This is a genomic window from Vreelandella zhanjiangensis DSM 21076 (assembly GCF_000377665.1).
Classification (GTDB): Bacteria; Pseudomonadota; Gammaproteobacteria; order Pseudomonadales; family Halomonadaceae; genus Vreelandella; species Vreelandella zhanjiangensis.
Genome location: NZ_KB898646.1, coordinates 90266 through 114817 on the forward strand (window position 1 = coordinate 90266; position 24552 = coordinate 114817).

Genomic DNA, 24552 nt, shown 5'->3' on the forward strand with positions numbered 1-24552 from the left:
CCTCTTATTGTTTATGAAATGGTTTATAAAACTGTTTATGGAAATGCTGGCGATGCCACCTGATTTCACCAAGGCCCGCAGCGCGGGCCTTACTGACAAGGAGTGTTCACCTTGCCTGAACCACTCACTGTGCCAACCGCGTTAACCGCCCAGGTTGAGCGTTTGCTGCCCAGCGCCCGTCTGGGAAGATTAGGCCGCCTACGCCGCGGTGTAGAAAAAGAAGGGCTGCGCGTTGACGCCCAAGGGCATATCGCTCAAACACCGCATCCCAGTGCCCTGGGCTCTAAATTAACGCACCCGCATATCACGACTGATTATTCCGAGTCATTGATTGAATACATCACGCCGGTGTATTCGCAGCCGCGCGAAGCGCTAGCGTTTTTGTCCGACCTGCATACGTTTACCTACCAGCATCTCGATCAAGAGTGGATCTGGCCGGGCAGCATGCCGTCGCGCCTTTCGGGTAACGACAGTATTCCGATTGCCGACTACGGCACGTCCAACGTGGGTACCATGAAGCACGTGTACCGCAAAGGGCTGGACGTGCGCTACGGGCGTATCATGCAGGCCATTGCCGGCGTGCATTACAACGTCTCGCTACCCGAAGATATGTGGCACGCCCTGCGCGAGATGGAAGGCGCGAGCAATATCCCGTTTAACGACTACCGTTCCACGCGTTATTTTGGCCTGATCCGTAATTTTCGCCGCCATAGCTGGCTGCTGCTTTATCTGTTTGGCGCCTCGCCCGCGATAGATAAAAGCTTTCTACCCGAAGGTAACGTACCCGAGAAGCTGCAGGCGCTGAACGACGATACCTTCTACGCGCCTTACGCCACCACGCTGCGCATGTCTGATCTGGGCTACCAGAATAAAGTCCAGTCGCAGCTTAAAATTTGCTTCAATTCGCTATCCAACTATGTGAATACGCTGCGCCATGCGATCTCATCGCCTTGGCCGGATTATCAAAAACTGGGCGTTAACGAGGACGGTGACTGGCAGCAGCTAAACGCCAATATCCTGCAAATCGAGAACGAGTACTACAGCGATATACGCCCCAAACGGGTTGCCAAGCACAATGAAACGCCCAGCCAGGCGCTTGAAGCGCGGGGTGTTGAATATATTGAAGTGCGCTGCCTGGATTTGAACCCGTTTGATCCTTTAGGCGTCACTGAAGCCCAAATGCGTTTCGTCGATACCTTCCTGATGTGGTGTCTACTCAGCGATAGCCCATGGATTTCCGATGAAGAGTGCGACCGCCTGGACGATAACCGGCGCTGGGTGGTGGAGCGCGGACGCGATCCTGAATTGACGTTGATTCGTCAGGGCCAGACCACTTCGGTACGTGAGTGGGGCGAGCAAATCATTGCCGAAATGCACGAAGTAGCCCGCCTGTTGGATGCGGTCGAAGATGACGCGCCTTATGCGGCGGCGCTGAATGAGTTGGCCCCTCGTTTGAAAGACCCATCGCTTACGCCGTCTGCACAGATGCTGACGCGTATCAAAGAGGGCAACGGCTCGTTAAGCGATACCCTGCTTGCCTTGGCTAAAGAGCAGGGCGAAAAGCTTAAGAACACGCCTATGCTGCGCTCACGCGAAGCTCTGCTTGCGCAGTTGATCGAAACCTCACATCAGCAACAGCACGATATCGAGGCCGCAGATCAGGTAAGTTTTGCCGAATTTTTAGAAACCTACTTTACCAAAGCGCGTGAATCCCGTGCTCTGTCGGCGTTACCACCTGAGGATAGCCAATGAACCAGGCAGCACTTCGTCCAGTCGCCCTCGCGGGCCTGGCATTTTGTGTATTGATGATGGCGGTAGCGCTCGGCCTTGAGCATATTGGCGGGTTTGAACCCTGCCCACTATGTGTTTTTCAGCGCGTAGCGGTGATCGTCGCAGGGTTAATCTTTGCGGTAGCGGCTATTCATAACCCCGGTGGCAAGGTAGGCGCAGGTATTTACGGTGTGCTAGGCCTCGCGGCGGTGGGAACGGGCGCCTTTATTGCCGGGCGCCACGTCTGGCTGCAAAGCTTACCTGCCGATCAGGTACCTTCCTGTGGGCCTGGTCTTGATTACATGATGGATGTGCTGCCCATGAGGGATGTCATTTCCATGGTGCTTAATAGCTCAGGTGAGTGTGCTGAGATCGACTTTATGTTCCTGGGCTTCTCACTGCCTGCCTGGACGCTACTTGGTTTCGCGATACTCGCGCTCGTACCGTTGCGTATGCTGTGGTTAGCGATTAAACGCTAATGTTTTAAGCTGTCGGCTATTACTCAAAAACAATAAATAGGAGCACGACGTGCTTTATCGCCACTTCGCCACACAAGAAGAGATCGACCGGGCCTACAATCCAATGCTTGGTCGAGACCCTCAGGTTTTAGTCCAAGACTGGCAGCAGCGTAGTGAAGCGTCACGCGCACAACACCGGGTGACGCTGGATCTTGCCTATGGTCCTTCCACTGCCGAGCGCATGGATATCTTCCATGCACAAAGCGCGGATGCTCCTGTGCATGTTTTTTATCATGGCGGCTATTGGCGCTCATTAAGTCATCGTGAGTTCAGTTTTATTGTCGATGGTCTCGTCAAGGCGGGCATTACGGTAGCCGTGGTCAATTACGCCCTGTGTCCCGAGGTGCGTTTTAGCGAGCTGGTTCGGCAAAGCCAGGCAGCCGTTGCCTATATCTATCGGCATGCAAAAGCGCTAGGGGTCGATCCTTCTCAACTGAGCATTTCAGGGCATTCAGCCGGTGGGCATTTGTCGGCCATGCTTATTGCGACCGACTGGGAAGGCGGTTTTGGCTTGCCCAATCAGTTGATTCGCGGCGCGCTGTGCATCAGTGGTTTATACGATCTGCGGCCATTTCCATGGTCGTGGCTGCAGCCGAAGCTGCAGTTAAGCGGGCGAGATGTTCAGGAATTCAGCCCGTTATGGCTACCGTGCCGGGTATCGGCTCCAATGCAGTTAGCCGTGGGTGGCCAAGAGTCTGCCGAGTTTGAACGGCAAATGACGGCGTATGGCGAGCAATTACTGCGCGACGGCCAACAGGTAGAGCAACATTTACTCAATGAAGCCGACCACTTTTCCATTCTTGAGCACTATCTTGAAGGGGGGTGTTTTGTTGAGTGGATCAAGGCGTTTCATAAGGTTTAGCAGCGCCCCGTCTGGGGCGCTTTTATATCTCTAGGCGCCAGGAATCATCGCTGTCGCTTCGATTTCCACCTTGGCCTGGTCTTCGACCAGCCCTGCCACCTGAACCATGGTCATCGCCGGAAAATGCTTACCCAATACTTCGCGGTAGGCAGCACCGACTTCTTTAAGTCGCGCCAGATACTCCCGTTTATCCGTCACATACCACGTTAACCGCACGAGATGCTCAGGGCCTGCGTTAGCCTCTTTCAAGACCGCCACAATATTTTGCAGTGCCTGATTCACTTGAGCGACAAAGTCATCGCTTTCAAATACCTGGTCGGCATTCCAGCCGATCTGCCCGCCTACAAAAACGGTCTGGCCCGAAGCAAGCACACCATTGGCGTAGCCGGCGGCTGCTTTCCAGGAAGAGGGGTGGAGAAGCTGATGAAAAGTGGCGTCACTCATGTTGGCTATCCTTATTGGTTGTCGACGGTAATATGCTGGCGTATCGCATCGTTCCATGGCATAGACTTACCGCTACTTAACTCCATGAATACAAGCGTTAAACAACTGGTTAAGCGTTTCTGCTCACCGCAGTAAGCAATAATTTGAAGGTTTAGGCTGCTTCGCCCTACGGCCTGAACACTCAGTTCAAACATAAGCCGTTCGCCTAGTCGGCTAGGCGCGTGGAACTGGGTCTCGATAGAAACAGTGGGAACCCCCGTGCCATTTTCCACGTGCAGCTGGTTAAAGTCGTGGTGCAGAACCTCTTCGAACCAGTCCTCTACCACGGAGTTAATCAGCTCAAAATAGCGCGGATAAAAAACGATACCCGCGGGGTCACAATGCTGAAAACGAACCTTTCGCTGTGTCGTAAACGCCATTGCTCCTCCTGTTTATTATCAGCTGTTTTGTTAACTAGGTTTTTAACTAGATTCTTAACTAAACTATTAACTACACGCCCAGATAACGGTCTCGAAGCGTGCCATCAAGTAAGGCTGGCTTGCCATCCCACACTGTGCAGCCTTTTTCCAGGATGGTGCAGCGATCAGCAATGGGGAGTATTTCACTTAATGACTTATCCACCAGCAGCGTGGCCTGGCCTTGCTCCTTGAGCAGGCGAATCGCTCGCCAGATCTCCTGGCGGATAACCGGTGCCAGGCCTTCGGTGGCTTCATCGAGCACCAGAAGGCGAGGGTTGGTCATTAATGCACGGCCAATGGCTAACATCTGCTGTTCGCCCCCCGAAAGCGTCTTGGCCATTTGTGCGCGGCGTTCTTCCAGGCGTGGAAAGAGAGTTTCGACTTTATTTAACGTCCACTCGCCGGGCCGTGCGGTCACCATCAGGTTTTCGCGAACGGTGAGATTAGGAAAGCAGCGTCGGCCTTCAGGAACCAGGCCCAGCCCCGCTTTGGCGATTCGATAAGCGGGTAAGCGGCGTAGATTTTGAGCATCAAACTCAATGCTGCCTTTACTTGCCGGGGTCAGCCCGAATATCGAGCGAATGGTCGTGGTTTTGCCCATACCGTTGCGGCCCATCAGCGCGACCATTTCACCGGCGTTGACTTCCAGATTAACGCCAAATAGCGCCTGGGAAGGCCCGTAGAAAGTTTCAATATCGGCAACTTTAAGCATCATCATTCCCCAGGTAAGCTTCCCGAACGCGAGGGTCCTGTTTGATCGCATGGCTATCCCCATGGGCGATCACGCTACCCGATACCAAGACAGAAATACGATCGGCCAGCCGGAAGACAGCCTCCATGTCATGCTCAATCAGCAGGATAGGCACTTCGTGTTTCAGCGCTTCGAGCAGCTCGGTAAGCTTGGCTGATCCTTCAGGGCCCAGGCCCGCCATGGGTTCATCCAGCAGTAGGGCACGCGGTTTGAGCGCCAGGGCGCAGGCGACTTCTACCTGGCGGCGTTCGCCATGCGAAAGCTCCGATACCGGCGTCCAGGCGCGGTGGCTCAGCTGCATACGCTCGAGCGCCTCATAGGCAGGTTCCAGAAGTGCCTTGTCGCGGGCGATGGGTTTCCAGAAACGGAAGCTATGACTTTGCAGTGCCTGAACGCCCATCATCACGTTACGCATAACCGATAAGGGTTCTGCCAGGGATGAAACCTGAAAGCTGCGTCCCAGGCCAAGCCTTGCGCGCTGGGCAATGCTCATCTGGGTAATCTCGGTACCGGCCAGGAAGACGCTGCCCTCATCAGGGCGTAAATTGCCGGCTATTTGCCCAATCAAAGTGGATTTGCCCGCCCCGTTAGGACCGATAAGCGCATGAATCTCGCCTTGATGCAGTTCCAGTGAGACATCATGAGTCGCCTGTAGGGCACCAAAGCGCTTGTGCAAATGTTGCAGCGAAAGGATTACATCACTCATTGCGCTCCCTCCCGGCAAGCCAGCCCATTACACCGTGCTTGGCAAACAGCACAACGCCTAATAGCACCAGCCCAAGGAAGAGCTGCCAATATTCGGTGATCCCGCCTAGCAGCATTTCCATCATCACAAACAAGATAGCGCCGGCAAGCGGGCCGTAAAGGCGCCCAACACCGCCTAAAATAACGATAACCATCAGCTCACCGGAGAAGTGCCAGCTGAGCATCGTTGGGCTGATAAACCCGTTCAAATCCGCATACAGTGCGCCAGCAAGCCCGGTAATCGCGGCGGAAATTACAAACGCTACCAAGCGAATGGGGTAGGGGCTAATGCCTGCTGTCGCCAAGCGTACATCGTTTAATCGCGCCATGGTCAACGCGGCGCCAAAGCGTGATTTCATCAGGCGTGAGGTAATCGCCATCGCTAGAACAAGGCCGGTAAAGCAGATAAGAAAATAGGTTAATGCGTTAGTGGTATCTACTATGGGGAGGCTATTGCGCAGGTAAATAGGCAAGCCATCTTCGCCACCATAGGTTGGCCAGGAGTTGGCAAAGTAATAAATCATCTGCGCAAAGGCCAGGGTGATCATGATGAAGTACACCCCGGTGGTGCGCAGTGAAATAGCCCCGATGGCCAGCGCCAGAAGCCCGCACAGCACAATAGCTGCCAGCCATACCACCAGCAGGCTATCGCTGCCCGGTACGTTAAATGGCCAGGTCATAAACGGTGTCATATCAAAGGCGTGGTAAGCACTGATCCCCGCGATATAGCCACCCAGGCCGAAATACGCGGCGTGACCAAAACTCACCATGCCGCCGTAGCCAATGGCTAAGTTAAGGCCTACGGCCGCCATGGCAATAATCGTGATTCTGGACGCCAAATTAACGTAATAAAGATGGCCCAGAAAGTAAGCGGCTATGGGTAACAGTAGGAGTAGACCGAGCAGAATCATCTGCACGATGCCCTTACGCCCAAAGTGGCTATCTACCTGGGTAGCTGGCGCAACCTCGGCAGTGCCTTGGCTCGGCATCGGCGTTTTCTTGGACACAGGTGTGTAATTAGTCATGGGCAGAGAACAATCCCTTCGGCTTGAACGCGAGAATAACGGCCATGAGGATATAGATCAGCATCGCGGCCAGCGCCGCCCCGGTGCCGGTTGCCTCGGATGGCGGCATAAAGGCGCGGAAGAAAATAGGCAAATAAACCCGGCCAAGCGTATCGACAACACCTACCAGCAGGGCTCCGAAGAGAGCCCCTTTGATAGAGCCGATTCCACCGATGACGATGACCACAAAGGCGAGAATCAACACCGGCTCGCCCATGCCTACCTGTACGGACTGCAATGCGCCGACCAGCGCACCCGCCAAGCCCGCAAGTGCTGCCCCCAAGGCAAATACCACGGTATACAGCCGTGCGATATTCACGCCCAGTGCGCCAATCATTTCACGGTCACTTTCCCCCGCACGAATGCGCATGCCTAACCGCGTTCGGGAAATCAGCAGGTAAAGAGCAATCGAAATACTCACCCCCACGCCAATCAGCATCAGGCGGTAAAGGGGGTAGCGGGTACCTCCCGGTAGCGTGACGAATCCGGTTAACCAGGAAGGTGGGCTTAGCCAGAGTGGAGATGAGCCGAAAATCCAGCGTGTACCTTCCGAGAAGATCAATATAAGTGCAAAGGTTGCCAGCACCTGATCAAGGTGAGGGCGATGATACAGGCGGCGTATCACCAGGAGTTCAACCAGCGCGCCTACCAGGGCAGCCGCGGTAATACCCGCGCCCAGCCCAATCAGAAAAGAGCCTGTCGATGCGGTCACCGCCGCTGTCGCGTAGGCGCCCACCATATAAAACGAGCCGTGGGCGAGGTTGATAAGACCCATCACCCCGAATATTAGCGTGAGGCCGCTGGCCATCAGAAACAGCATGGTGCCAAGCTGCACGCCGTTGAGTAATTGCTCAATTAGCAGAGTAACGGACACGTTGGGCATCCTTTAACGAAGGAAAGTGGAGATGGAATTAGAGATAGGCTGGGTGAAATCACCCAGCCACGCTGATCTCACATCTGGCACTGTTCGAAATAAACGTCCTGAATATCTTCGATTGCGATACCCAGCAGGCGGTTGGTAGGTTGACCATCATCACCTTCTACTACTTCACGAACGTAGATATCCTGGATGGGATGGTGATTGGGGCCGAACCGGAATTCGCCGCGTACGCTGTCAAAGTCGGCGGCACGCAGTGCTTCACGGAAGGCGTCTTGATCGTCAGGATGGGCGACTTCCAGGGCGCTTAAAATCAGGTTCGCGGTGTCAAAACCCTGTGCTGCATAAAGGGTCGGTGTCCGGCCGTAGGCTTCTCGGAAGCTGTCTACAAAGCGATGATTGGTTTCATTATCCAGATCATAAGCCCAGAGCGACGTATTACGCGCGCCAATGGCCGCGCTGCCCACCGCCTTGATTAAAATCTCATCAAACGAGAACGCTGCGCCGAAAATGGGAATATCCACGCCCGAGCTTTCCCACTGTTTCATAAACGAGATGCCCATGCCGCCGGGTAGAAAGAAGAACAAGCTATCGGCATCGCTGGCGCGAATCTGAGCAATTTCAGCTGCGTAGTCGGTTTGGCCCATCTGGGTGTAGAGCTCGTCGACTACGTCACCTTCATAAAGGTGCTTGAAACCCGCCAGGGCGTCAGTACCTGCCGGGTAGTTCGGTGCCATGATAATAGGCCGCTCGTAGCCTTCTTCGCGCATGTAAGCGCCCATGGCACCGTGCAGGTTATCGTTCTGGTAGGCCACGTTAAAGTAGTTCTCATGGCACATACGGCCGGCTAAATCGGAAGGCCCTGCATTAGGGGACAGGTAAAAAGTGCCCTGGCGTGTGACGGAAGGCACTACTGCCATGGCAAGGTTGGACCAGATAATGCCGGTAAGAATGTCAACATCGTCACGCTGCATAAACTCATTGGCCAGGCTGCGCGCCAGGTCAGGACGGTTAGCATCATCCTGAATGAGCACTTCAACTTCATCCTGTCCCGACTGCTCCATCGCCAGCATAAAGCCATCGCGCACATCGACACCCAAGTGAGAGCCACCGCCTGAAAGCGTCGTAATCATGCCGATTTTGACGTTCTCAGCCTGAGCCATCGCGACGCTTGAAGAGAGCAGAAGGCCAAGGCCTAAGCGAGTCATGTTTTTCATAATCATTCCCTCAATGTATTTATGGCGTTGTTATCACTTAGAGGTAGGTACGTTAGTGCCAGGAAGGCCGTTATCAGCGTAATACGCCTGATTTAATCGAAAGCGCTGGACTTTACCGGTGGTGGTTTTAGGCAGCGTATCGATAAAGCGTATTGAGCGAGGATATTTATACGGCGCAATCGTTTGCTTAACAAAATCTTGCAGCATTTGTCGGCAAACATCATCTTCCTCAAATCCATCGTTTAAAACCACAAATGCCTCAACAATCTGGCCGCGTTCCTGGTGCGGCGCCCCAATCACGGCACACTCCTTGACGGCGGGGTGGGCAAGCAACGCTGACTCCACCTCAGGTCCGGCAATGTTGTAGCCTGCAGAGATAATCATGTCGTCATTGCGGGCGGCGAAATGGAAGTAGCCTTCTTCGTCCTGATAAAAAGCATCGCCGGTAATGTTCCAGCCATCGGCGACGTAATTGCGCTGACGCTTATCGGCTAAATATCGACAGCCGGTAGGCCCCCGCACCGCTAATTTACCGACCGTACCACGCGCCACATCGCCCATGGCGTCATCTACAATGCGCGCCTGATAGCCTGTCACCGGTTTGCCTGTGCAGTTAGGCCGGTGGTCGTCCAGGCGATTGGTGATAAAGATGTGCAGCATCTCAGTGGCGCCGATACCGTCGAGTATTGGAACTCCCGTTTGTTTGATCCAGTCGTGATAGATAGGTGCTGGCAGCGTTTCGCCTGCAGAAACCGCAATGCGCAAGCTGCTTAGGTCGGTACGGCTAGTGGGCGCGGACAGCATGGCGCGATAGGCGGTAGGCGCTGTGAACACCACCGTTGCCTGATATTCGCGGATGATTTCCATCATGTTGGGTGGGGAGGCGTGCTCAAGCAGCACGGCCGTTGCCCCAAAACGTAGAGGAAAAATGGCAAGCCCGCCCAAGCCAAAGGTAAACGCCAGTGGGGGAGAGCCGACAAACACATCATCCGGGGTTACCTGCAGCACTTCTTGAGCGTAGCCATCGGCAATGATCAGTAGGTCTCGCTGAAAATGCATGGTGGCTTTAGGTGAACCAGTAGTGCCGGAAGTGAAGCCCAGCAGTGCCACGTCATCGGCCGCGGTATCCACAGCATCAAACGTTATAGGCTTGTCTAACGCCATACGGTCCAGTTCTGCGTCATGGTTCGCTGTGCCATCAAAGCCCACCACCCGCTTGAGAAATTGGCTTTGGGCCTGGCTTTCCACGAGTTCTTCAAGCAGCCGGGTATCGCATAAGGCCAAACTGATTTCCGCCTTATCGATCACCTGATTCAATTCTTTGCTGCGCAACATGGGCATGGTGTTCACCACCACCGCACCTGCTTTGGTCGCCGCTATCCAGCAGGCCACCATTGCCGGGTTATTGGCCGAGCGAATCAACACCCGCTGGCCGGGGATCACGCCCAAATCGTCTACCAAGACATTGGCAAGGCGATTGGTCCACTCGGCGAGCTCACGATAAGTGCGGCGGCGCCCGTTGCCTGCCAGGGCAATGCGTTCGCCGAATCCGTTGGCGACCAAGCGGTCACAGAGTTCCACACCCGCGTTTAGCCGCTCGGGGTAATCAAAGCCTGAAAGCAGAAATTCTGGCTGTCCATCAGTGGGTGGCAGGTTATCCCGCGTAAACGTGTCCACATGGGCCGACTGAAAGTACATACCAACCTCCGTATTTAGTGTCGTTGTTTATTCCTGACGACGTCTCAACGAAGGCGCTGTCAGGGATACGGTGTCTGGCGTTATGCATTATTTTTGTTCTTGGCAATGCTTTTTCTTGGCAATGTAGCGTTTAGCAATGTCGTATTGAGCAAAATCGTGTTGAGGAATGTGTAGCGTTTACTGGTGTCAGTTCCCCTCGGCAAGCAGGCTGCGGGCGATCACGACCTTTTGTACGTCTGAAGCGCCTTCATAAATACGCAGCGCGCGGATTTCACGGTAAAGGCTTTCAATAATATGGCCTTTGCGCACCCCGTCGCCTCCGTGTAGCTGCACGGCCTGATCAATGACTTCCTGCGCCTTGTCAGTGGCAAATAGCTTGGCCATGGCCGCTTCCCGGGTAACGCGCGCAGCACCCTGATCCTTGGTCCAGGCCGCGCGGTAAACCAATAAAGCGGCGGCATCCACATTCAGCGCCATATCGGCCAGGTGGCCCTGAACCATTTGTAGATCAGAGAGCGAGGCGCCAAATAGCTCGCGCGAGCGGCTGCGGGATAATGATTCATCCAGCGCCCGGCGTGCGAAGCCCAGCGCCGCCGCTCCAACGGTTGAACGAAACACATCCAGCACCGCCATGGCGATACGAAACCCCTGGCCCGGCTTGCCGATTAACGCGCTTTCCGGCAGGTACATATCGTTAAAACCCAGGCGAGCTAGCGGATGAGGGGCAACCGTTTCCAGGCGTTCTAAAATCTCCAGGCCAGGTGTCGTGGCAGGCACTAAAAAAGCCGACAAACCCTTGGCGCCTGGGCCTTCGCCGGTGCGCGCGAAAACCGTATAGATATCGGCAATCCCGCCATTAGAGATCCACGTTTTTTCGCCATTCAAACGGTAGCCATCGCCCTCGCGCTTGGCCGTGGTATCCAGCTGCGCCACGTCAGAGCCTGAGCGAGGCTCGCTAAGCGCAAACGCCGAGAGCGCTTCACCACGGCGGGTTTTATCCAGCCACTGCTTGTGTTCATCACTGCCAAACAGACTGATCGCGCCGGTTCCCAGCCCCTGCATGGCAAACGCAAAATCCGCCAGTCCATCATGACGGGCGAGGGTTTCGCGGATCAGGCACAAACTGCGTACATCGATATGCTCGCCAGCCGTACCTTCCAGGAAACCTGCCTTGCCCAGGTCGCGGACGAGCTGAACGCAGGTTGCATCCACATCGGCGTGCTCGCGAGGCAGTTCTTTGTTGCACCACGCTTCCAGGCGCGTGGAAAGATCGCGATGCCGGTCCTCAAAGAAGGGCCACTCAAGAAATTGCTGATCGCTCATTAATCCCCCTTGAACTCGGGTTTTTGTTTGGCTACGAAGGCGTGGTAGGCACGTGCAAAGTCGTTGGTCTGCATGCAGATCGCTTGTGCCTGGGCTTCTGATTCAATGGCCTGCTCAAGGCTCATCGACCACTCCTGGTTCAGCTGGGTCTTGGTAATGCTGTGCGCAAAGGTAGGGCCTTGAGCCAGCCGGGTGGCATAGGCGATAGCGTCTTCTTCCAAGGATTCAGGTTCGACTACACGGTTATAAAAACCCCATTGCAGGCCTTCGTCAGCGCTCATGCTGCGGCCGCTATAAAGCAAATCTGCCGCTCGGCCCTGGCCGATAATGCGCGGTAACATCGCGCAGGCGCCCATATCACAACCGGCTAAGCCCACGCGGGTAAACAGAAACGCCGTGCTGGCGCGAGGTGTGGCAAAGCGAATATCCGAAGACATGGCGATAATCGCTCCTGCCCCTACGCAAATGCCGTCGATGGCGGTAATAATTGGTTTGCCGCAGTTCAGCATGGCTTTTACCAGATCCCCCGTCATACGGGTGAATTCCAGCAGGCCTTTCATGTCACGGCCCACCAGCGGGCCGATAATTTCATGCACATCACCGCCGGAGCAGAAGTTGTCGCCGTTGGACGTAAATACCACCGCACTCACATCGGTGGCGTACACCAAGTCGCGAAAGGTATTGCGCAGCTCGGCATAGCTTTCAAAAGTCAGCGGGTTTTTACGCTCTGGGCGATTCAACCGAATAACGGCGACGTTGCCACGCATTTCCCAGATAAAATGTTCGGGGGCTAATTCAGCCATGCTTGTCATCTTATTGTTCTCGTCGGTCAGTGGTTAGTCGGGTATCAAGCGGCGTGATCAGGTTGCATCGCTAAGCGGCGTGGGTAGCCGGTGGAGCAGCTCACCGATATGGTGGGCGTCTTCTTCAGCCACTCCTTCAAACAGCGCGTTGATCCAGCGCTCATGCTCCGCCGCCATTTTGCTGAAGCTCGCGCGGCCCGCATCCGTCAAACATACCCGGGTGGCACGCCGGTCACCCTCAATGGCGATACGCTCAACGCAGCCATCCTCTACCAGGCGATCAATAATGCCGGTAACGTTGCCATTGGATACCCGAAGTCGGCGCGACAGCTCATTCATCTTCAGGCCATTCCCATCGGCATACAGCGCCGCCATGACGTCAAAACGCGGTAGCGTCGTGTCATGCTCGGTACGCAGGCGCTCACGTAGCGTGGATTCAACCTGGCGAGTAACGCGTAACATGCGCAGCCATAACCGCAGGCGTTCTTTGCTCAAGCGCTCTGCCGTCATACTTCGCCTCCTGAAATCGAGATCGCCTGACCATTAATGGCGCCGCTATTCGGGCCGCATAACCACATGGCAGTCGCGGTTACTTCTGAAGGCGTTATCAGGCGGCCTGTTGGGTTCGTGGATTTAAAGTGGGTGCTTGCCTGCTCGGCAGACTGTCCTGTCTTGGTCACAATGGTCTCAATGCTGGCCGCTAAAAGGGGCGTGTCGGTAAAACCGGGACACAGCGCGTTAACGGTAATATTGCGGGTGGCCGTCTCGGCTGCCAGTGAACGCACTAGCCCAACCACCCCGTGTTTTGCCGCGCAGTAAGCGCCGACGTAGGCGTAGCCTTTAAGGCCCGCGGTTGATGCAACAGCAATCAATCTGCCGCCGTCGTTTAGCTGTCTTAAGCCTTCTCGCAGGGTCAAAAACACCCCGCTCAGGTTAACGTTCAGCATGCGCTGCCACTGCTCAAAAGAAGTTTTAGCGAACGGCGCACTTTCGGCAGCGCCAGCGTTGGCAATCACAATATCAACGCTCCCCAACTGCTCGAACAGCGCCACCATGGCGGCTTCGTCGGTAACATCGACTACCGCGCAGTGGATGCTTGCATGCTGCTCGGCAACGCCTTGAAGGGCGGTTTCTCGGCGTCCGGTAATCGTCACTTCAGCCCCCGCTTCAGCAAAGGCCAAGGCCATATCGGCGCCGATACCGCTGCCGCCGCCGGTAATCACTACCCGTTTGCCTGCCATGTTTTTGTCTACTATGTCTTTGGCTACCATGTCTTTGCCTACTACGTTTTCGTCTACCGCGCTCATATCCAGCCCTCGCCACGTTCTGCCAAGCGCTGTAGCTGATCGGCACCTGCCCGGTAGGGCGCTGGCCACTCAACATCGTGATCTCCCAGGCCCGCGGCAACGTGCAGCAACCAGTAAGGGTCGGCGAGGTGAGGGCGAGCGATACACACTAAGTCAGCACGCCCGGCGATCAGGATCGAGTTGACGTGGTCGGCCTGATAAATATTGCCCACCGCTATGGTTGGAATAGGCGTCTCATTACGAATCCGGTCAGAGAAGGGCGTCTGGAACATACGTCCGTAAACCGGCTGGGCTTGCGTCGACGTTTGTCCGGCCGAAACATCAATAATGTCCACGTCTGCGGCGCGTAGCCGCTTGGCGATTTCCACGGCATCGTCAGGGGTAATGCCCTCATCACCGCGCCAGTCATTGGCGGATATGCGCACCGATAACGGTTTATGGGCAGGCCAGGCGCTGCGCACGGCGCGGATAAGCTCAAGCGGGTAGCGCAGGCGATTATCCAAAGAGCCGCCGTACTCGTCGTCACGGTGGTTGGTCAGCGGGGTAATAAACGATGAAAGCAAATAGCCGTGGGCGGCGTGAATCTCGATCATGTCAAAACCGGCACGGTCAGCCATTTGCGCGGCGCTGACAAATTCATCGCGCACCTGATCCATATCGTCGCGAGTCATGGCTTTGGGCGATTGATTGCGCTCTGACCAGGACTGGGCAGAGGCTGCCAGTAACGGCCAGTTTTCTTCAGCCAAGGGGGCATCCATTTCCTGCCAACCGAGCTGAGTAGAGCCTTTCGGACCAGAGTGGCCGATTTGAGCGCACAGCTTGGCAGCGGTTTCCGCATGCACGAAATCACATAGGCGTTTCCAAGCGGTTTCGTGTTCCGGGGCGTAAAGACCGGGGCAGCCGGGAGTGATCCTGCCCGTTGGGCTTACGCAGGTCATCTCGGTGTACACCAAGCCGGCACCGCCTTTGGCACGCTCGGCGTAATGGATAAAATGCCAATCGGTCGGGCAGCCATCTACCGCTTTATACTGCGCCATGGGTGATACCACCACGCGATTGACCAGCCGCATATCGCGAAGCTGGTAAGGCGCAAACATCGGTGCTCGTGAGCTTCCTTCATTGCCTGACTGGGCTTGAAACCAACGCTCAGCACTCGCCAGCCACTGCGGGTCGCGCACGCGTAAATTCTCGTGGCTGATGCGTTGCGAGCGGGTCAATAACGAGTAGTTAAACTGAACCGGGTCCAGATCCAGATAGCGCTCAATCTGCTCAAACCACTCGGTCGAGTTGCGCGCGGCGGACTGTAAACGCAGCACCTCGAAGCGGCGCTCTTCTTCGTAGCGGGCCAGCGCATCGGCCATGCGGGTTTCGCTGTGCAGGTACTTGGCCAGCGCGATCGCACTTTCCAGAGCAAGCTTGGAGCCCGAGCCAATCGAAAAATGCGCCGTAGCGGCCGCATCGCCCATCAACACTACGTTTTCGAAACTCCACTTCTCGCAGAGTACGCGGGGGAAGTTGATCCAGGCCGAGCCGCGCACGTGGTTGGCATTGGTCATCAATGAATGCCCGCCAAGATGTTTGGCAAAGATCCGTTCGCAGATCGCAATCGATTCCTGCTGGCTAAGCTCTCCAAAACCAAACGCCTGCCAGGTGGCCTCGCTACACTCAACGATAAACGTCGCAGTGTCTTTATCAAACTGATAAGCGTGCGCCCACACCCAGCCATGCTCGGTTTTTTCGAAAATAAACGTGAAGGCGTCATTGAAGGTCTGATGCGTGCCCAGCCATACGAATTTGCACGCCCGCACATCAATGTCGGGTTTGAAATGCTCGGCATAGGTTTGCCGGGTACGCGAGTTGAGGCCGTCGGCGGCGAGGACCAGGTCAAATTCGCGCCGGTACTCATCAATGCTGGTGTCGGTGACGTCGGTTTCAAAGCGCATTTCCACGCCCAGTTCACGCGCGCGCTCTTGCAGTAAGATGAGTAACTGGCGGCGGCCAATGCCACAAAAACCATGGCCGGTCGAAACGGTCTTTACCCCTTTATGGATAACCGCAACGTCATCCCAATAAGCAAAATGCTCACGAATGCGCTCGGCGCTAACCGGGTCGTTAGCTGCCAGATTGTCCAGGGTTTCGTCGGATAAAACCACGCCCCACCCGAAGGTATCGTCTGCTCGATTGCGTTCAAACACCACAATGTCATGGGCTGGATTATGCAGCTTCATGCTAATGGCAAAATACAGGCCGGCAGGCCCTCCACCCAGGCAGGCGATTCTCATTGTTATTCTCCCCGTAGACTCTGTTCTCGCTTGAAGATAGAAAATAACCGAATAATATTCAAGTTTAAATTTTTTAAGCCTAAAGTATTTTTTCGCTCGCGTTTAATCTTTATTGGTCTCCGCAAACTCGCAATCACTTCAAGAAGGTGAGAGCATGAAACGAGGCAGCATTTTTTTAAGCATTGAATCGCTTAGCGCAAATCATCATAAAGTATGACGATTTGTGAATAATTAATACCACGGAAACCGTCTATGGCGGGATTGACAGCGCAAGTCGGAAAGGTGAGGCTTGCTTTGTTGTAGGTGGCTATTAGCAAGGAGAAAGCCCCATGCTCGAAGATTGTAAAAATGCCCTGGAGCGCTGGGGAGGCGTTCACAGTCTGATCGACCGTTGGCTTGACCAGCGTCGCTCTCTTTTGGTCAGCTTTATTGAGCTAAAAGAGGCGTGCGATAGCGAGCTTGAGGCGGTTAGCAAGGCACGTATCGATACCTTCAGCGAAACGCTGATGGATTATATCAGCGCCGGTCATTTTGAAATTTATCCGCAGCTGGCTGAAGAGGCCCGGGCCTTCAATGATGAAAGCGCTTTGCAGATTGCCTCGCAGCTGCTGGAGCGTCTGGAAATGTCCACCGAGATGGTGCTTGAATTCGATACTGACTACGCCTCCACCGTGCGCTGCCAGCAACATCTGGCGCGGCTTCCGGCCTGGATTGATCGCCTGGCAAAAGGTCTGACCGAGCGCTTCTCGTTAGAAGATCAGCTGATTGCCCGCATGCATGCGGCGCATACGCCACTGCATACTAAAACCACCGCGTAATATTGCCCCTACAGAAGCATCGTTAAGCGGTGCTCCCGTTTGTTTGGCCCCGCCCATTTCTATGCCTGACTATTGCGCCAGCGACGGGTGATGGCGTCGAGCCGCCCAGGCCGTGCCACCCAACCCCGGCAGCGCTGGGCGCGCTGCTCCCGCGGGTGGCGGCGCCAAGCCGCCTTGGCTGTGCCATCTAACCCCGGCAGCGCTGGGCGCGCTGCTCCCGCGGGTGCGCTGGCGCTTACCACGCGCTACATGTCATCGCGTTACATTAGGATTCCAACACCCGTAGCGCGTGGTAACGCGTTGCGAGGTTACGAGCAAATAAGACACCCGCGGGTGGCGGCGTTTAGCCGCCCAGGCCGTGCCATCTAACCCCGGCAGTGCTGGGCGCGCTGCTCCCGCGGGTGCGCTGGCGCTTACCACGTGCTACATGTCATCGCCTTACATTAGGATTCAAACACCCGCCCGTAGCGCGTGGTAACGTTTTGCGAGGTTACGAGCAAATAAGGCACCCGCGGGTGGCGGCGTTTAGCCGCCTTGGCCGTGCCATATAGGTCATTCTTGGCTATCACTATTCCTGTTCACAACACGATGAAACTTTCCACCCAGCACCAGCATGCAGGGGGTGAGCAGTAGGGTAAGGGCGGTCGCGAAAGTAAGCCCGCCAGCAATGGCGCTCGACATCTGGGTCCACCACTGCGCTGAAGGCGCATTAAACCCCAGCGACGGCGCGAACAGATTGACGTTCATTCCCAATACCATCGGCATCAGGCCGAGAACCGTCGTAATAGCGGTTAACAGCACAGGGCGCAGGCGCAAGCAGCCAGCTTCCAACGCGGCTTCGCCGGGTGCCAATCCATCGCGGCGCAGCTCGTTGTAAGTATCGATCAATACGATGTTGTTGTTCACCACGATACCGGCCAGCGCGATGACCCCCATGCCCACCATGACGATGCCAAACGCCTGGCCCGTTATCAGTAGGCCTATCAGAATGCCCGCCGTCGAGAACACGATAGCCGAGAGCACCAGTATGGCTTGGTAGAAGCTGTTGAATTGGGTGACCAGTATCAGCGACATCAGCCCAATCGCTATAAAGAACGCGCTAATCAAGAATTGCATCGCTTCCAACTGGTCTTCCTGCTCGCCGGCAACGTTAACCATCAAACCATCCGGCAAGCGGTCTTGAGCTGCCTGAAATAGCGCGCTCAAACGTTCATCTGCCAGGTATCCAGGCGCCAGATCAGCGTCAACCGTAATCGCCCGGCGCCCGTCAATGCGGTTAAGCGTGCCCACTTTGGGCGCTGGAGTAATCTCGACAAAGTGAGAAATCGGCACCTGCCCGCGGGGGGTGTTAATCGTCATTCGGCCCAGTTGATCAAGCGAGCGCCAGCCTTCGGGCAAACGAACCCGAATATCCACCTCATCGCTGACTTCAGGGGGGCGGTAGCTGGCCACCTGCAAGCCGGTCGTGAGTAGTTGCACGGCGCTACCAATGGTCGTGATATCAGTACCCATGCGCGCGGCTGCTTCACGATCCACATTGATGCGCCACTCTACCCCTGGCAGGCTGCGGTTATCCTGAATCGCAACGAACCCTCCCAGCTCGCGCATGATGGCTTGCAACTGGTCGACTCCCGTATCGGCGACGCTAGGGTTCATTGCGCTCACTTCCAGCACAATTGGTTTGCCGCCCCCAGGGCCCATTTCCTGCTCCTGAAAATCCAGGCGAATACCTGGTATGTCGCTTGCGCGTTCAGCCATGTCTGCCAATATTTCCCGTGAAGGTCGGCGCTCATACCACTCGATAAACTGGAACTGGAGCATACCGATCACATCGTTACCCATCTGCTCGTTGGGCGATGCAAATGAACGGGCGTAGAGCGCCTGTACTTCGCTCATGCCAGACAGTCGCGCTTCAACGCGCTGCACGATAGCGTCTGTTTCCTGGGCCGAGAAGTCGCCACGAGCACGCACCAACACCTGGGCGCTATCCGGCTCAACATTGGGAAAGAAGTCCACGCCGTGGTTCAAGCGCCCATAAGCCGTGTAAATTAACGCCAGCAGCAGCACGGCAATCACCAATACCCAGCCTGGGCGGGCCAGCAGCCGGGAAAGTAGGCGCCGATAGCCGCGGCCCATTCGGGTGCTTTGATCAGGGCGGGCGCCTTCCTGAGTTGGCTCAGCCACAGTGCGGGTAAATAACCGCCCAAGCGTGGGTAAGAAAATCAGCGCCATAGCCAGTGACGCCAATAAGCAAAGTATTACCGTCGCTGGCAGGTATTTCATGAACTGGCCGACCATGCCGGGCCAGAATAGAAGAGGCAAAAACACCGCAAGCGTTGTAGCAGTGGAAGCGATCACCGGCCAGCTCATGCGAGAGGCCGCGTTCAGCCACGCTTGGTGGGGCGATTGGCCCTCACGCAGATGACGATCCGCCAGCTCACTAACCACGATCGCGCCATCCACCAGCATGCCGGCTACTAAAATCAGGGCAAACAGCACCACAATATTGAGCGTGAAGCCAAAGGCCCAGACCAGCAGAATGCCGGTCAAAAAAGCACCGGGGATAGTCAGGCCCACCAGAAGTGCCATGCGTAGGCCCATTACGGCTACTACTACGATCAACACCAGCACGACAGCGGTCAGCACGTTATTAAGAAGCTCGGAAAGCATATCCTCGACGGTGATCGACTGATCGAGAATAGTAGTCACGTTTAACTGCTCGGGCAGGAGGTCGCTTGCCTGATCCAGGGTGTCGCGCACGGCGGCAATGGTGGCAATAATATTGGCGCCTGCGCGTTTGGAAATTTCCAATACCACGGCCGGCTGGTCATCAATACGTGCAAAGCCTTCGGGGTCTTTAAAGGTAGGATGAATCCAGGCGACGTCGCCAAACGTCACGACGCGATCCTCATCTACCTTTACCGGCATGCTCATAACGTCTTCAAGCGATTCGATAACGCCAGGCACCTTCAAGGCCATACGGCCCGCGCCGGTATCCAGGCTGCCTGCCGCCACCAGGCGGTTGTTGTTGGAGACCATGTTAAACAGTTCATTGAAATCGATGCCGTAGCTATCCAGCACCAGCGGGTCGACCACGATCTCCAGAAGATCCTCCTGCTCACCGGCGATATCGACTTCCAGCACGTCGGCGATGCCTTCAATCTCTTCTTTCAACCGGCGCGCCACGGTAATCCGTTCGCGGGTGTCCAGTTGGCCAGAAAGGCCAATACTGAGTACCGGAAACTCCGAGACATTGACCTCCATGACACGTGGCTCATCTGCCTCCGAAGGCAGCTCGTTACGCGCGATATCGACCCGGTCGCGAACGTCGGAAAGCGCCATGTCAGGATCGAACCCAGGGTCGAACTCCAGCGAGATAGAGGCGTGGCCTTCGCTTGACTGGGCCGTGAACTTGCGCAGTCCTTCAATACCCCGCAGCTCCTGCTCCATAGGGCGAATCAACAGGCGCTCGCCATCTTCAGGGCTAACGCCTTCCAATGTCAGCGACACATAGATCAGCGGGATCGTGACATCGGGGTTGGCTTCCTTGGGAATGACCTGCCAGGCGACAACGCCAGCGAGTAGCAGGCTGACCAATAGGAACAGTGTGGTGCGCGTATGGTGAAGCGCGGCATCGATCAACTGGCGCATTAGCGGGCCTCGGATGCAGCGTCAACAGTAACCGGGTCGACGGCCTCGCCCGGATTAACCAGACCAGCACCCAGCGTAATCAGGCGAACCTGGTCGGGCAGGCCGCTGACATAGGCGCTTTCAATCGTCGCGCTAACCAACTCTACAGGTGTCTGAACCACTTTATTGTCAGTATTGATATGTTTGATAGTTAGCTGATTTTCATGATCCAGCGACAACAGAGCAGGGGAGAGCCGATGAACCGAACGTGGCGGCAGCGTAATGGTAAGTTCCGCGCTGCCGCCCGCCATAGGTAGCTGTAGAGGGTTCTCCAGCGTGGCCTCGATATAGAAGGTACGTGTCGACTCATCGGCGCGGCGACTGATAAAGCTCAGCTCGCCCTCCAGGTGCGCACCGTTGAGAAGACGCGCGGTGACGGGCAGGCCAACACTAAGCTCCCCCACCTCCTGCTGAGATACCCAGGCCGCGCCGGTCAAACGGCTGTCATCCACCAGGCGGCCCCACTCTTCGCCGGGCTGTACAAGGTCGCCAAGCTCCACCTCGACACGATCAAGTGTGCCGCTAAACGGGGCTTGTGGGCGTGAATCGGCCAGTTGCTTTTCAAGCTGAGCCACTTGCGCAGCACTTGCGCTTAACGAGGCTTGCAAGCGCAGTAGTTCCGGCTGGGAAATCAGCTGGCGCTGGCGCAAGCTCTGGGCACCGGAGTATTCCGCCTGGGCCAGTGATAGCTCGTCGCGCGCCTGCTGCAAACGCTCAGGTAGCGCATCGTTATCCAACACCAGCAGCGTATCGCCCGTTTCAACGGGGCTGCCCTGAGCAATGGGTTTTTCCACCACAAACCCGCCTACGTTGGCGCGTAGCGTCACTTCACGATCGGCCGTCAACTGGCCTTGAATCAACTGCTGAGGAATGAACAGAGTACTGTTAAGCGAGGTGATTTCGACGCGCGGGCCGCTTACCTGCCCAGAGTTTTCTACTTCGGGAGGGGCTGGCTGGAAACGCTGAAAGTCGCCCAGCACTAACCAGACAACCAAACCGAGTACCAGCAGGCTGGCTAAGGCGTAAGAAGAAGAGAACTTGCGCATAATAAAGAGCCTGTATCCCTGGCAGCTGTGTTGAGTAACACATGAGAGAAGAAAAAAGGAGCTGCGATACAATAGCGCAACTCATGGCTGGCAGCGAGTGCCTGGCATAAGGCAGGAGGGAACTCATCGTATGTATGATTGAGTTTTTGCATAACTGAGCATAACATCTTGGCATCTTGAGTTCTGTCGACCCATCCTAAGGCGAACCAACCAAGGAGCAATGATGAAAGATCCCGTACGTATTGCGATTACCGGCGGTGCCGGCCAGATCAGCTACTCTTTAATTTTCCGCATCGCCGCTGGCGACATGCTGGGACCGGATCAGCCCGTCATTCTTCAACTGCTCGAAATTCCGCAGGCGATGGATGCGCTGGGCGGCGTTGTAATGGAAGTCAATGACTGTGCCTTCCCGCTGGTGCAGGATATCGTTGCTACAGACGATCCGAACGTTGCGTTCAAAGATGCTGACTTTGCGCTGTTAGTGGGTGCTCGTCCGCGTGGTCCGGGTATGGAGCGTAAAGATCTGCTGGAAGCGAACGCGGCAATCTTCTCTGTACAAGGTAAAGCGCTGAACGACCACGCCAGCCGTGACGTTAAAGTGCTGGTAGTGGGTAACCCTGCCAACACCAATGCGCTGATTGCATCTGCAAACGCGCCTGATCTTGATAAAGGCCAGTTCACGGCCATGACGCGCCTGGACCACAACCGCGCGCTGACGCAGCTGGCTCAGAAAACCGGTAAGCATGTTACTGACATTGAAAACATGATTATCTGGGGTAACCACAGCGCCACTCAGTACCCGGACATCGCGCAGTGCAAAGTTGACGGCAAAGCCGCCACAGACCTGGTCGAGCGTGACTGGTACGAAAACGACTTTATCCCCACCGTTCAGCAGCGCGGTGCAGCGATTATCAAGGCTCGCGGTGCGTCTTCTGCAGCCTCTGCCGCTTCTTCCGCCATCGATCACGTACGTGATTGGGCGCTGGGCACCGATGGTATCGTCAGCATGGCGATTCCGTCTGACGGTAGCTACGGCATCGAAGAAGGCATCATCTACTCCTACCCGGTTCGTTGCCAGGGTGGTAAGTATGAAATCGTTCAAGGTTTCGAGCTTGACGAATTCAGCCAAGAGAAGATGAAAGCCACCGAGAAAGAACTGCGTGAAGAGCGCGCAGCCGTTGAGCACCTGCTCGGCTAAACGCGTTTGCTGGCTCTGTCAGTGACTTCAAAACCCCGCAAGCTTGCTTGCGGGGTTTTTTATTGCCGAATCTTGATGGGTGCCACGGCCGGGGCGTCTTAACAGCCGCCATCCGCGGGTGCCTCATTTGCTCGTGCCTCGCAAGATTCGTTACCACGCGCTACGGATTTATCGCCAAAACTTGGTGTGGTGCCAAGCCGTAGCGCGTGGTAAGTGCCAGCGCACCCGCGGGAGCAGCGCAGAGAGCGCTGCCGGGGTTGAGAAGGATACGGCGCAAAAGCATGCCTTGGGTGCCACGGCCAAGGCGGCTTGCCAGCCGCGGGTGCCTCATTTGCTCGTGTCTCGCAAGATTCGTTACCACGCGCTACGAGCGCTTAAACTCTAACGTAACGCAATGAGCATGTAGCGCGTGGTAAGCGCCAGCGCACCCGCAGCGGCGGCCCGGCGCGGAAGCAGCGCGGAGAGCGGTGCCGGGGCTAGGTGATGGTGTGCGATTAGCCTTGGGCCAATATTTTAAGCCGGTCCCGGCCGTTGCGCTTGGCTTCGTAAAGCGCTTGATCGCTCTGCTCAAGCAGGGTGCTTAAATCCTTGGGCGGTTGGCTAAACAGGATAGCGCCAAGGCTAAGGGTTACCGGTTGAGGCGTGTTGAACGTTTTGGCAGCGGCTTCGTAAAAGCGGGCGCGCAGTTCGTTGCCAAAAGATTCAATCTGCTGGGCAGACGTGTCACTGAGTAAGAAGGCAAACTCATCGCCGCCCAGGCGCGCTTTCAAGGCTTCTGCGGGCAGAATTTGGCGGGCAAGGTCGCTCAGCGTCACCAGTAGATAATCGCCGGCGGCATGGCCGTGAAAATCATTGGCAAGTTTGAAGTGATCAATATCAATCAGCAGTAACGCACCCGGATGCGCTGCAGACACATTCGCCAGATGACGTCGAGTCCGCGCTTCGAAACCGCGACGGTTATAGAGTGATGTCAGTGGATCGCGTTCTGCCAGACGCTTAATCATACTTTCACGCCGGTAGCGTACCGTGCCTGTCATTGAAAGGGCGATCAGCAATATGGCCATCACACCCTCAACCAGTGAAATTTGTATGATAACGCCACGGAAGACGGCCAGATCAATCAGGGTGCCGGGCATCAGCGTGACCGCCGCCTTGGCTATATAGAACAGGCCATGAGCGAGCAGTGCATAGTGCAGTTGGCGAGTGCCGACATTTGCCATATCGGGCTCAAGTCTTAGCAGCGCACTAGCCCGGAGCGAGATGAAACCCACCAATAGCGAATTGACGATCAGATAAAGCTTTGAGCTTTCTGGGCCTTCCGGCAGTAGTAGAAGCAAGCTCCACACCGCAGGCAGGCACCACCAAAGGCGGGATAGGCCCCCACCCACAAAGCGAACAACGCCTAATAAAAACAGCCAATGGGCGAGTACCAGTAGGCCGTTAGCAAACCAGATGCCGACTAGAAAATAGCCGTTAGCACGCAGTAAAGAAAGGCAGCAGCCAACGGTGATGGTGGCAAAGCCTGCCGACCAGCTGAGAAGTGAGCCATCGCGAGCGCTACGCCACTCCAGGAGTAGATAGACCGCCGCCGCAGCGGCGATCGCAATGGTCAAGGTCAGTATGGTAGGTGGGTCGAACGCCATGTTCAGATCTATTCACTTAATTAGCGGCAGCGGCTGAGA

Annotated in this window: 22 protein-coding genes; 5 read left to right on the forward strand and 17 right to left on the reverse strand. The window is 55.8% G+C overall.

What is annotated here, in order from left to right; all coding sequences use genetic code 11:
* Window positions 1-111 precede the first annotated feature (111 nt).
* Genes gshA through D467_RS0100345 form a run of 3 tightly spaced genes read left to right on the forward strand, consistent with a single transcriptional unit; the run spans window position 112 to window position 3150 of the window.
* Entirely contained in the window at window positions 112-1752 is a 1641-nt protein-coding gene (gshA, locus tag D467_RS0100335; protein ID WP_018915506.1) for a glutamate--cysteine ligase, read from the forward strand.
* Window positions 1749-2249 (forward strand): disulfide bond formation protein B, encoded by a 501-nt coding sequence (locus tag D467_RS0100340; protein WP_018915507.1) that lies wholly within the window; start codon window positions 1749-1751, stop codon window positions 2247-2249. The genes gshA and D467_RS0100340 overlap by 4 nt, the downstream gene beginning before the upstream one ends.
* Window positions 2250-2298: 49 nt before the next feature.
* Complete coding sequence (locus D467_RS0100345) at window positions 2299-3150, forward strand: alpha/beta hydrolase (RefSeq protein ID WP_018915508.1); 852 nt, start codon at window positions 2299-2301, stop codon at window positions 3148-3150.
* Window positions 3151-3180: 30 nt separating this feature from the next.
* Here the strand turns inward: D467_RS0100345 and D467_RS0100350 are convergent, their stop codons facing one another.
* The 13 genes from D467_RS0100350 to D467_RS0100410 all read right to left on the reverse strand — a co-directional run bounded on the left by D467_RS0100350 (window position 3181) and on the right by D467_RS0100410 (window position 16118).
* A complete protein-coding gene (locus D467_RS0100350) occupies window positions 3181-3594 on the reverse strand; it encodes a RidA family protein (RefSeq protein ID WP_018915509.1) in 414 nt (137 codons plus the stop codon).
* Window positions 3595-3605: 11 nt separating this feature from the next.
* Window positions 3606-4013, reverse strand: coding sequence for an acyl-CoA thioesterase (locus D467_RS0100355; RefSeq protein WP_018915510.1), 408 nt, complete (start codon window positions 4011-4013; stop codon window positions 3606-3608).
* Window positions 4014-4083: 70 nt separating this feature from the next.
* Entirely contained in the window at window positions 4084-4764 is a 681-nt protein-coding gene (locus D467_RS0100360; protein ID WP_040460004.1) for an ABC transporter ATP-binding protein, read from the reverse strand.
* Entirely contained in the window at window positions 4757-5509 is a 753-nt protein-coding gene (locus D467_RS0100365; protein WP_018915512.1) for an ABC transporter ATP-binding protein, read from the reverse strand. The genes D467_RS0100360 and D467_RS0100365 overlap by 8 nt, the downstream gene beginning before the upstream one ends.
* Window positions 5502-6572, reverse strand: a complete 1071-nt coding sequence (locus tag D467_RS0100370; protein WP_026285537.1) for a branched-chain amino acid ABC transporter permease — start codon at window positions 6570-6572, stop codon at window positions 5502-5504. The genes D467_RS0100365 and D467_RS0100370 overlap by 8 nt, the downstream gene beginning before the upstream one ends.
* The gene (locus D467_RS0100375) at window positions 6565-7485 is read right to left on the reverse strand and encodes a branched-chain amino acid ABC transporter permease (RefSeq protein ID WP_018915514.1); all 921 of its coding nucleotides are present in this window, start codon (window positions 7483-7485) and stop codon (window positions 6565-6567) included. The genes D467_RS0100370 and D467_RS0100375 overlap by 8 nt, the downstream gene beginning before the upstream one ends.
* Window positions 7486-7562: 77 nt before the next feature.
* Window positions 7563-8705 carry an ABC transporter substrate-binding protein gene (locus D467_RS0100380; RefSeq protein ID WP_018915515.1) on the reverse strand — a complete coding sequence of 381 codons (1143 nt, stop codon included), beginning with the start codon at window positions 8703-8705 and terminating at the stop codon, window positions 7563-7565.
* Window positions 8706-8738: 33 nt separating this feature from the next.
* Entirely contained in the window at window positions 8739-10403 is a 1665-nt protein-coding gene (locus D467_RS0100385) for a benzoate-CoA ligase family protein (RefSeq protein WP_018915516.1), read from the reverse strand.
* Window positions 10404-10589: 186 nt separating this feature from the next.
* Window positions 10590-11726 (reverse strand): acyl-CoA dehydrogenase family protein, encoded by a 1137-nt coding sequence (locus D467_RS0100390; protein ID WP_018915517.1) that lies wholly within the window; start codon window positions 11724-11726, stop codon window positions 10590-10592.
* Window positions 11726-12529 carry an enoyl-CoA hydratase family protein gene (locus tag D467_RS0100395; RefSeq protein WP_018915518.1) on the reverse strand — a complete coding sequence of 268 codons (804 nt, stop codon included), beginning with the start codon at window positions 12527-12529 and terminating at the stop codon, window positions 11726-11728. Before D467_RS0100395 ends, D467_RS0100390 begins: the two co-directional genes overlap by 1 nt.
* Window positions 12530-12586: 57 nt before the next feature.
* Window positions 12587-13039, reverse strand: a complete 453-nt coding sequence (locus D467_RS0100400) for a MarR family winged helix-turn-helix transcriptional regulator (RefSeq protein ID WP_018915519.1) — start codon at window positions 13037-13039, stop codon at window positions 12587-12589.
* A complete protein-coding gene (locus tag D467_RS0100405; RefSeq protein ID WP_018915520.1) occupies window positions 13036-13836 on the reverse strand; it encodes an SDR family NAD(P)-dependent oxidoreductase in 801 nt (266 codons plus the stop codon). The genes D467_RS0100400 and D467_RS0100405 overlap by 4 nt, the downstream gene beginning before the upstream one ends.
* Complete coding sequence (locus D467_RS0100410) at window positions 13833-16118, reverse strand: bifunctional salicylyl-CoA 5-hydroxylase/oxidoreductase (RefSeq protein WP_018915521.1); 2286 nt, start codon at window positions 16116-16118, stop codon at window positions 13833-13835. The genes D467_RS0100405 and D467_RS0100410 overlap by 4 nt, the downstream gene beginning before the upstream one ends.
* Before the next feature lie 329 nt (window positions 16119-16447).
* Here D467_RS0100410 and rsd point away from each other — a divergent pair, with 329 nt between their 5' ends.
* Window positions 16448-16936: a sigma D regulator gene (gene rsd / locus D467_RS0100415; protein ID WP_018915522.1), complete on the forward strand. Its 489-nt coding sequence runs from the start codon at window positions 16448-16450 to the stop codon at window positions 16934-16936.
* 59 nt (window positions 16937-16995) lie between these two features.
* Here rsd and D467_RS19790 read toward each other — a convergent pair whose 3' ends face one another.
* The 3 genes from D467_RS19790 to D467_RS0100425 form a co-directional block, all read right to left on the reverse strand.
* Window positions 16996-17178 (reverse strand): hypothetical protein, encoded by a 183-nt coding sequence (locus D467_RS19790; protein ID WP_155826415.1) that lies wholly within the window; start codon window positions 17176-17178, stop codon window positions 16996-16998.
* A 310-nt stretch (window positions 17179-17488) separates the two neighbouring features.
* Window positions 17489-20587 (reverse strand): efflux RND transporter permease subunit, encoded by a 3099-nt coding sequence (locus tag D467_RS0100420; RefSeq protein ID WP_018915523.1) that lies wholly within the window; start codon window positions 20585-20587, stop codon window positions 17489-17491.
* Window positions 20587-21672 carry an efflux RND transporter periplasmic adaptor subunit gene (locus tag D467_RS0100425; protein ID WP_018915524.1) on the reverse strand — a complete coding sequence of 362 codons (1086 nt, stop codon included), beginning with the start codon at window positions 21670-21672 and terminating at the stop codon, window positions 20587-20589. Before D467_RS0100425 ends, D467_RS0100420 begins: the two co-directional genes overlap by 1 nt.
* Window positions 21673-21895: 223 nt before the next feature.
* Between D467_RS0100425 and D467_RS0100430 the strand changes: the two genes are divergently transcribed.
* Window positions 21896-22870, forward strand: a complete 975-nt coding sequence (locus D467_RS0100430) for a malate dehydrogenase (protein WP_018915525.1) — start codon at window positions 21896-21898, stop codon at window positions 22868-22870.
* A gap of 494 nt (window positions 22871-23364) precedes the next feature.
* Here the strand turns inward: D467_RS0100430 and D467_RS0100440 are convergent, their stop codons facing one another.
* Entirely contained in the window at window positions 23365-24513 is a 1149-nt protein-coding gene (locus D467_RS0100440; protein ID WP_018915527.1) for a GGDEF domain-containing protein, read from the reverse strand.
* Window positions 24514-24552: the final 39 nt, after the last annotated feature.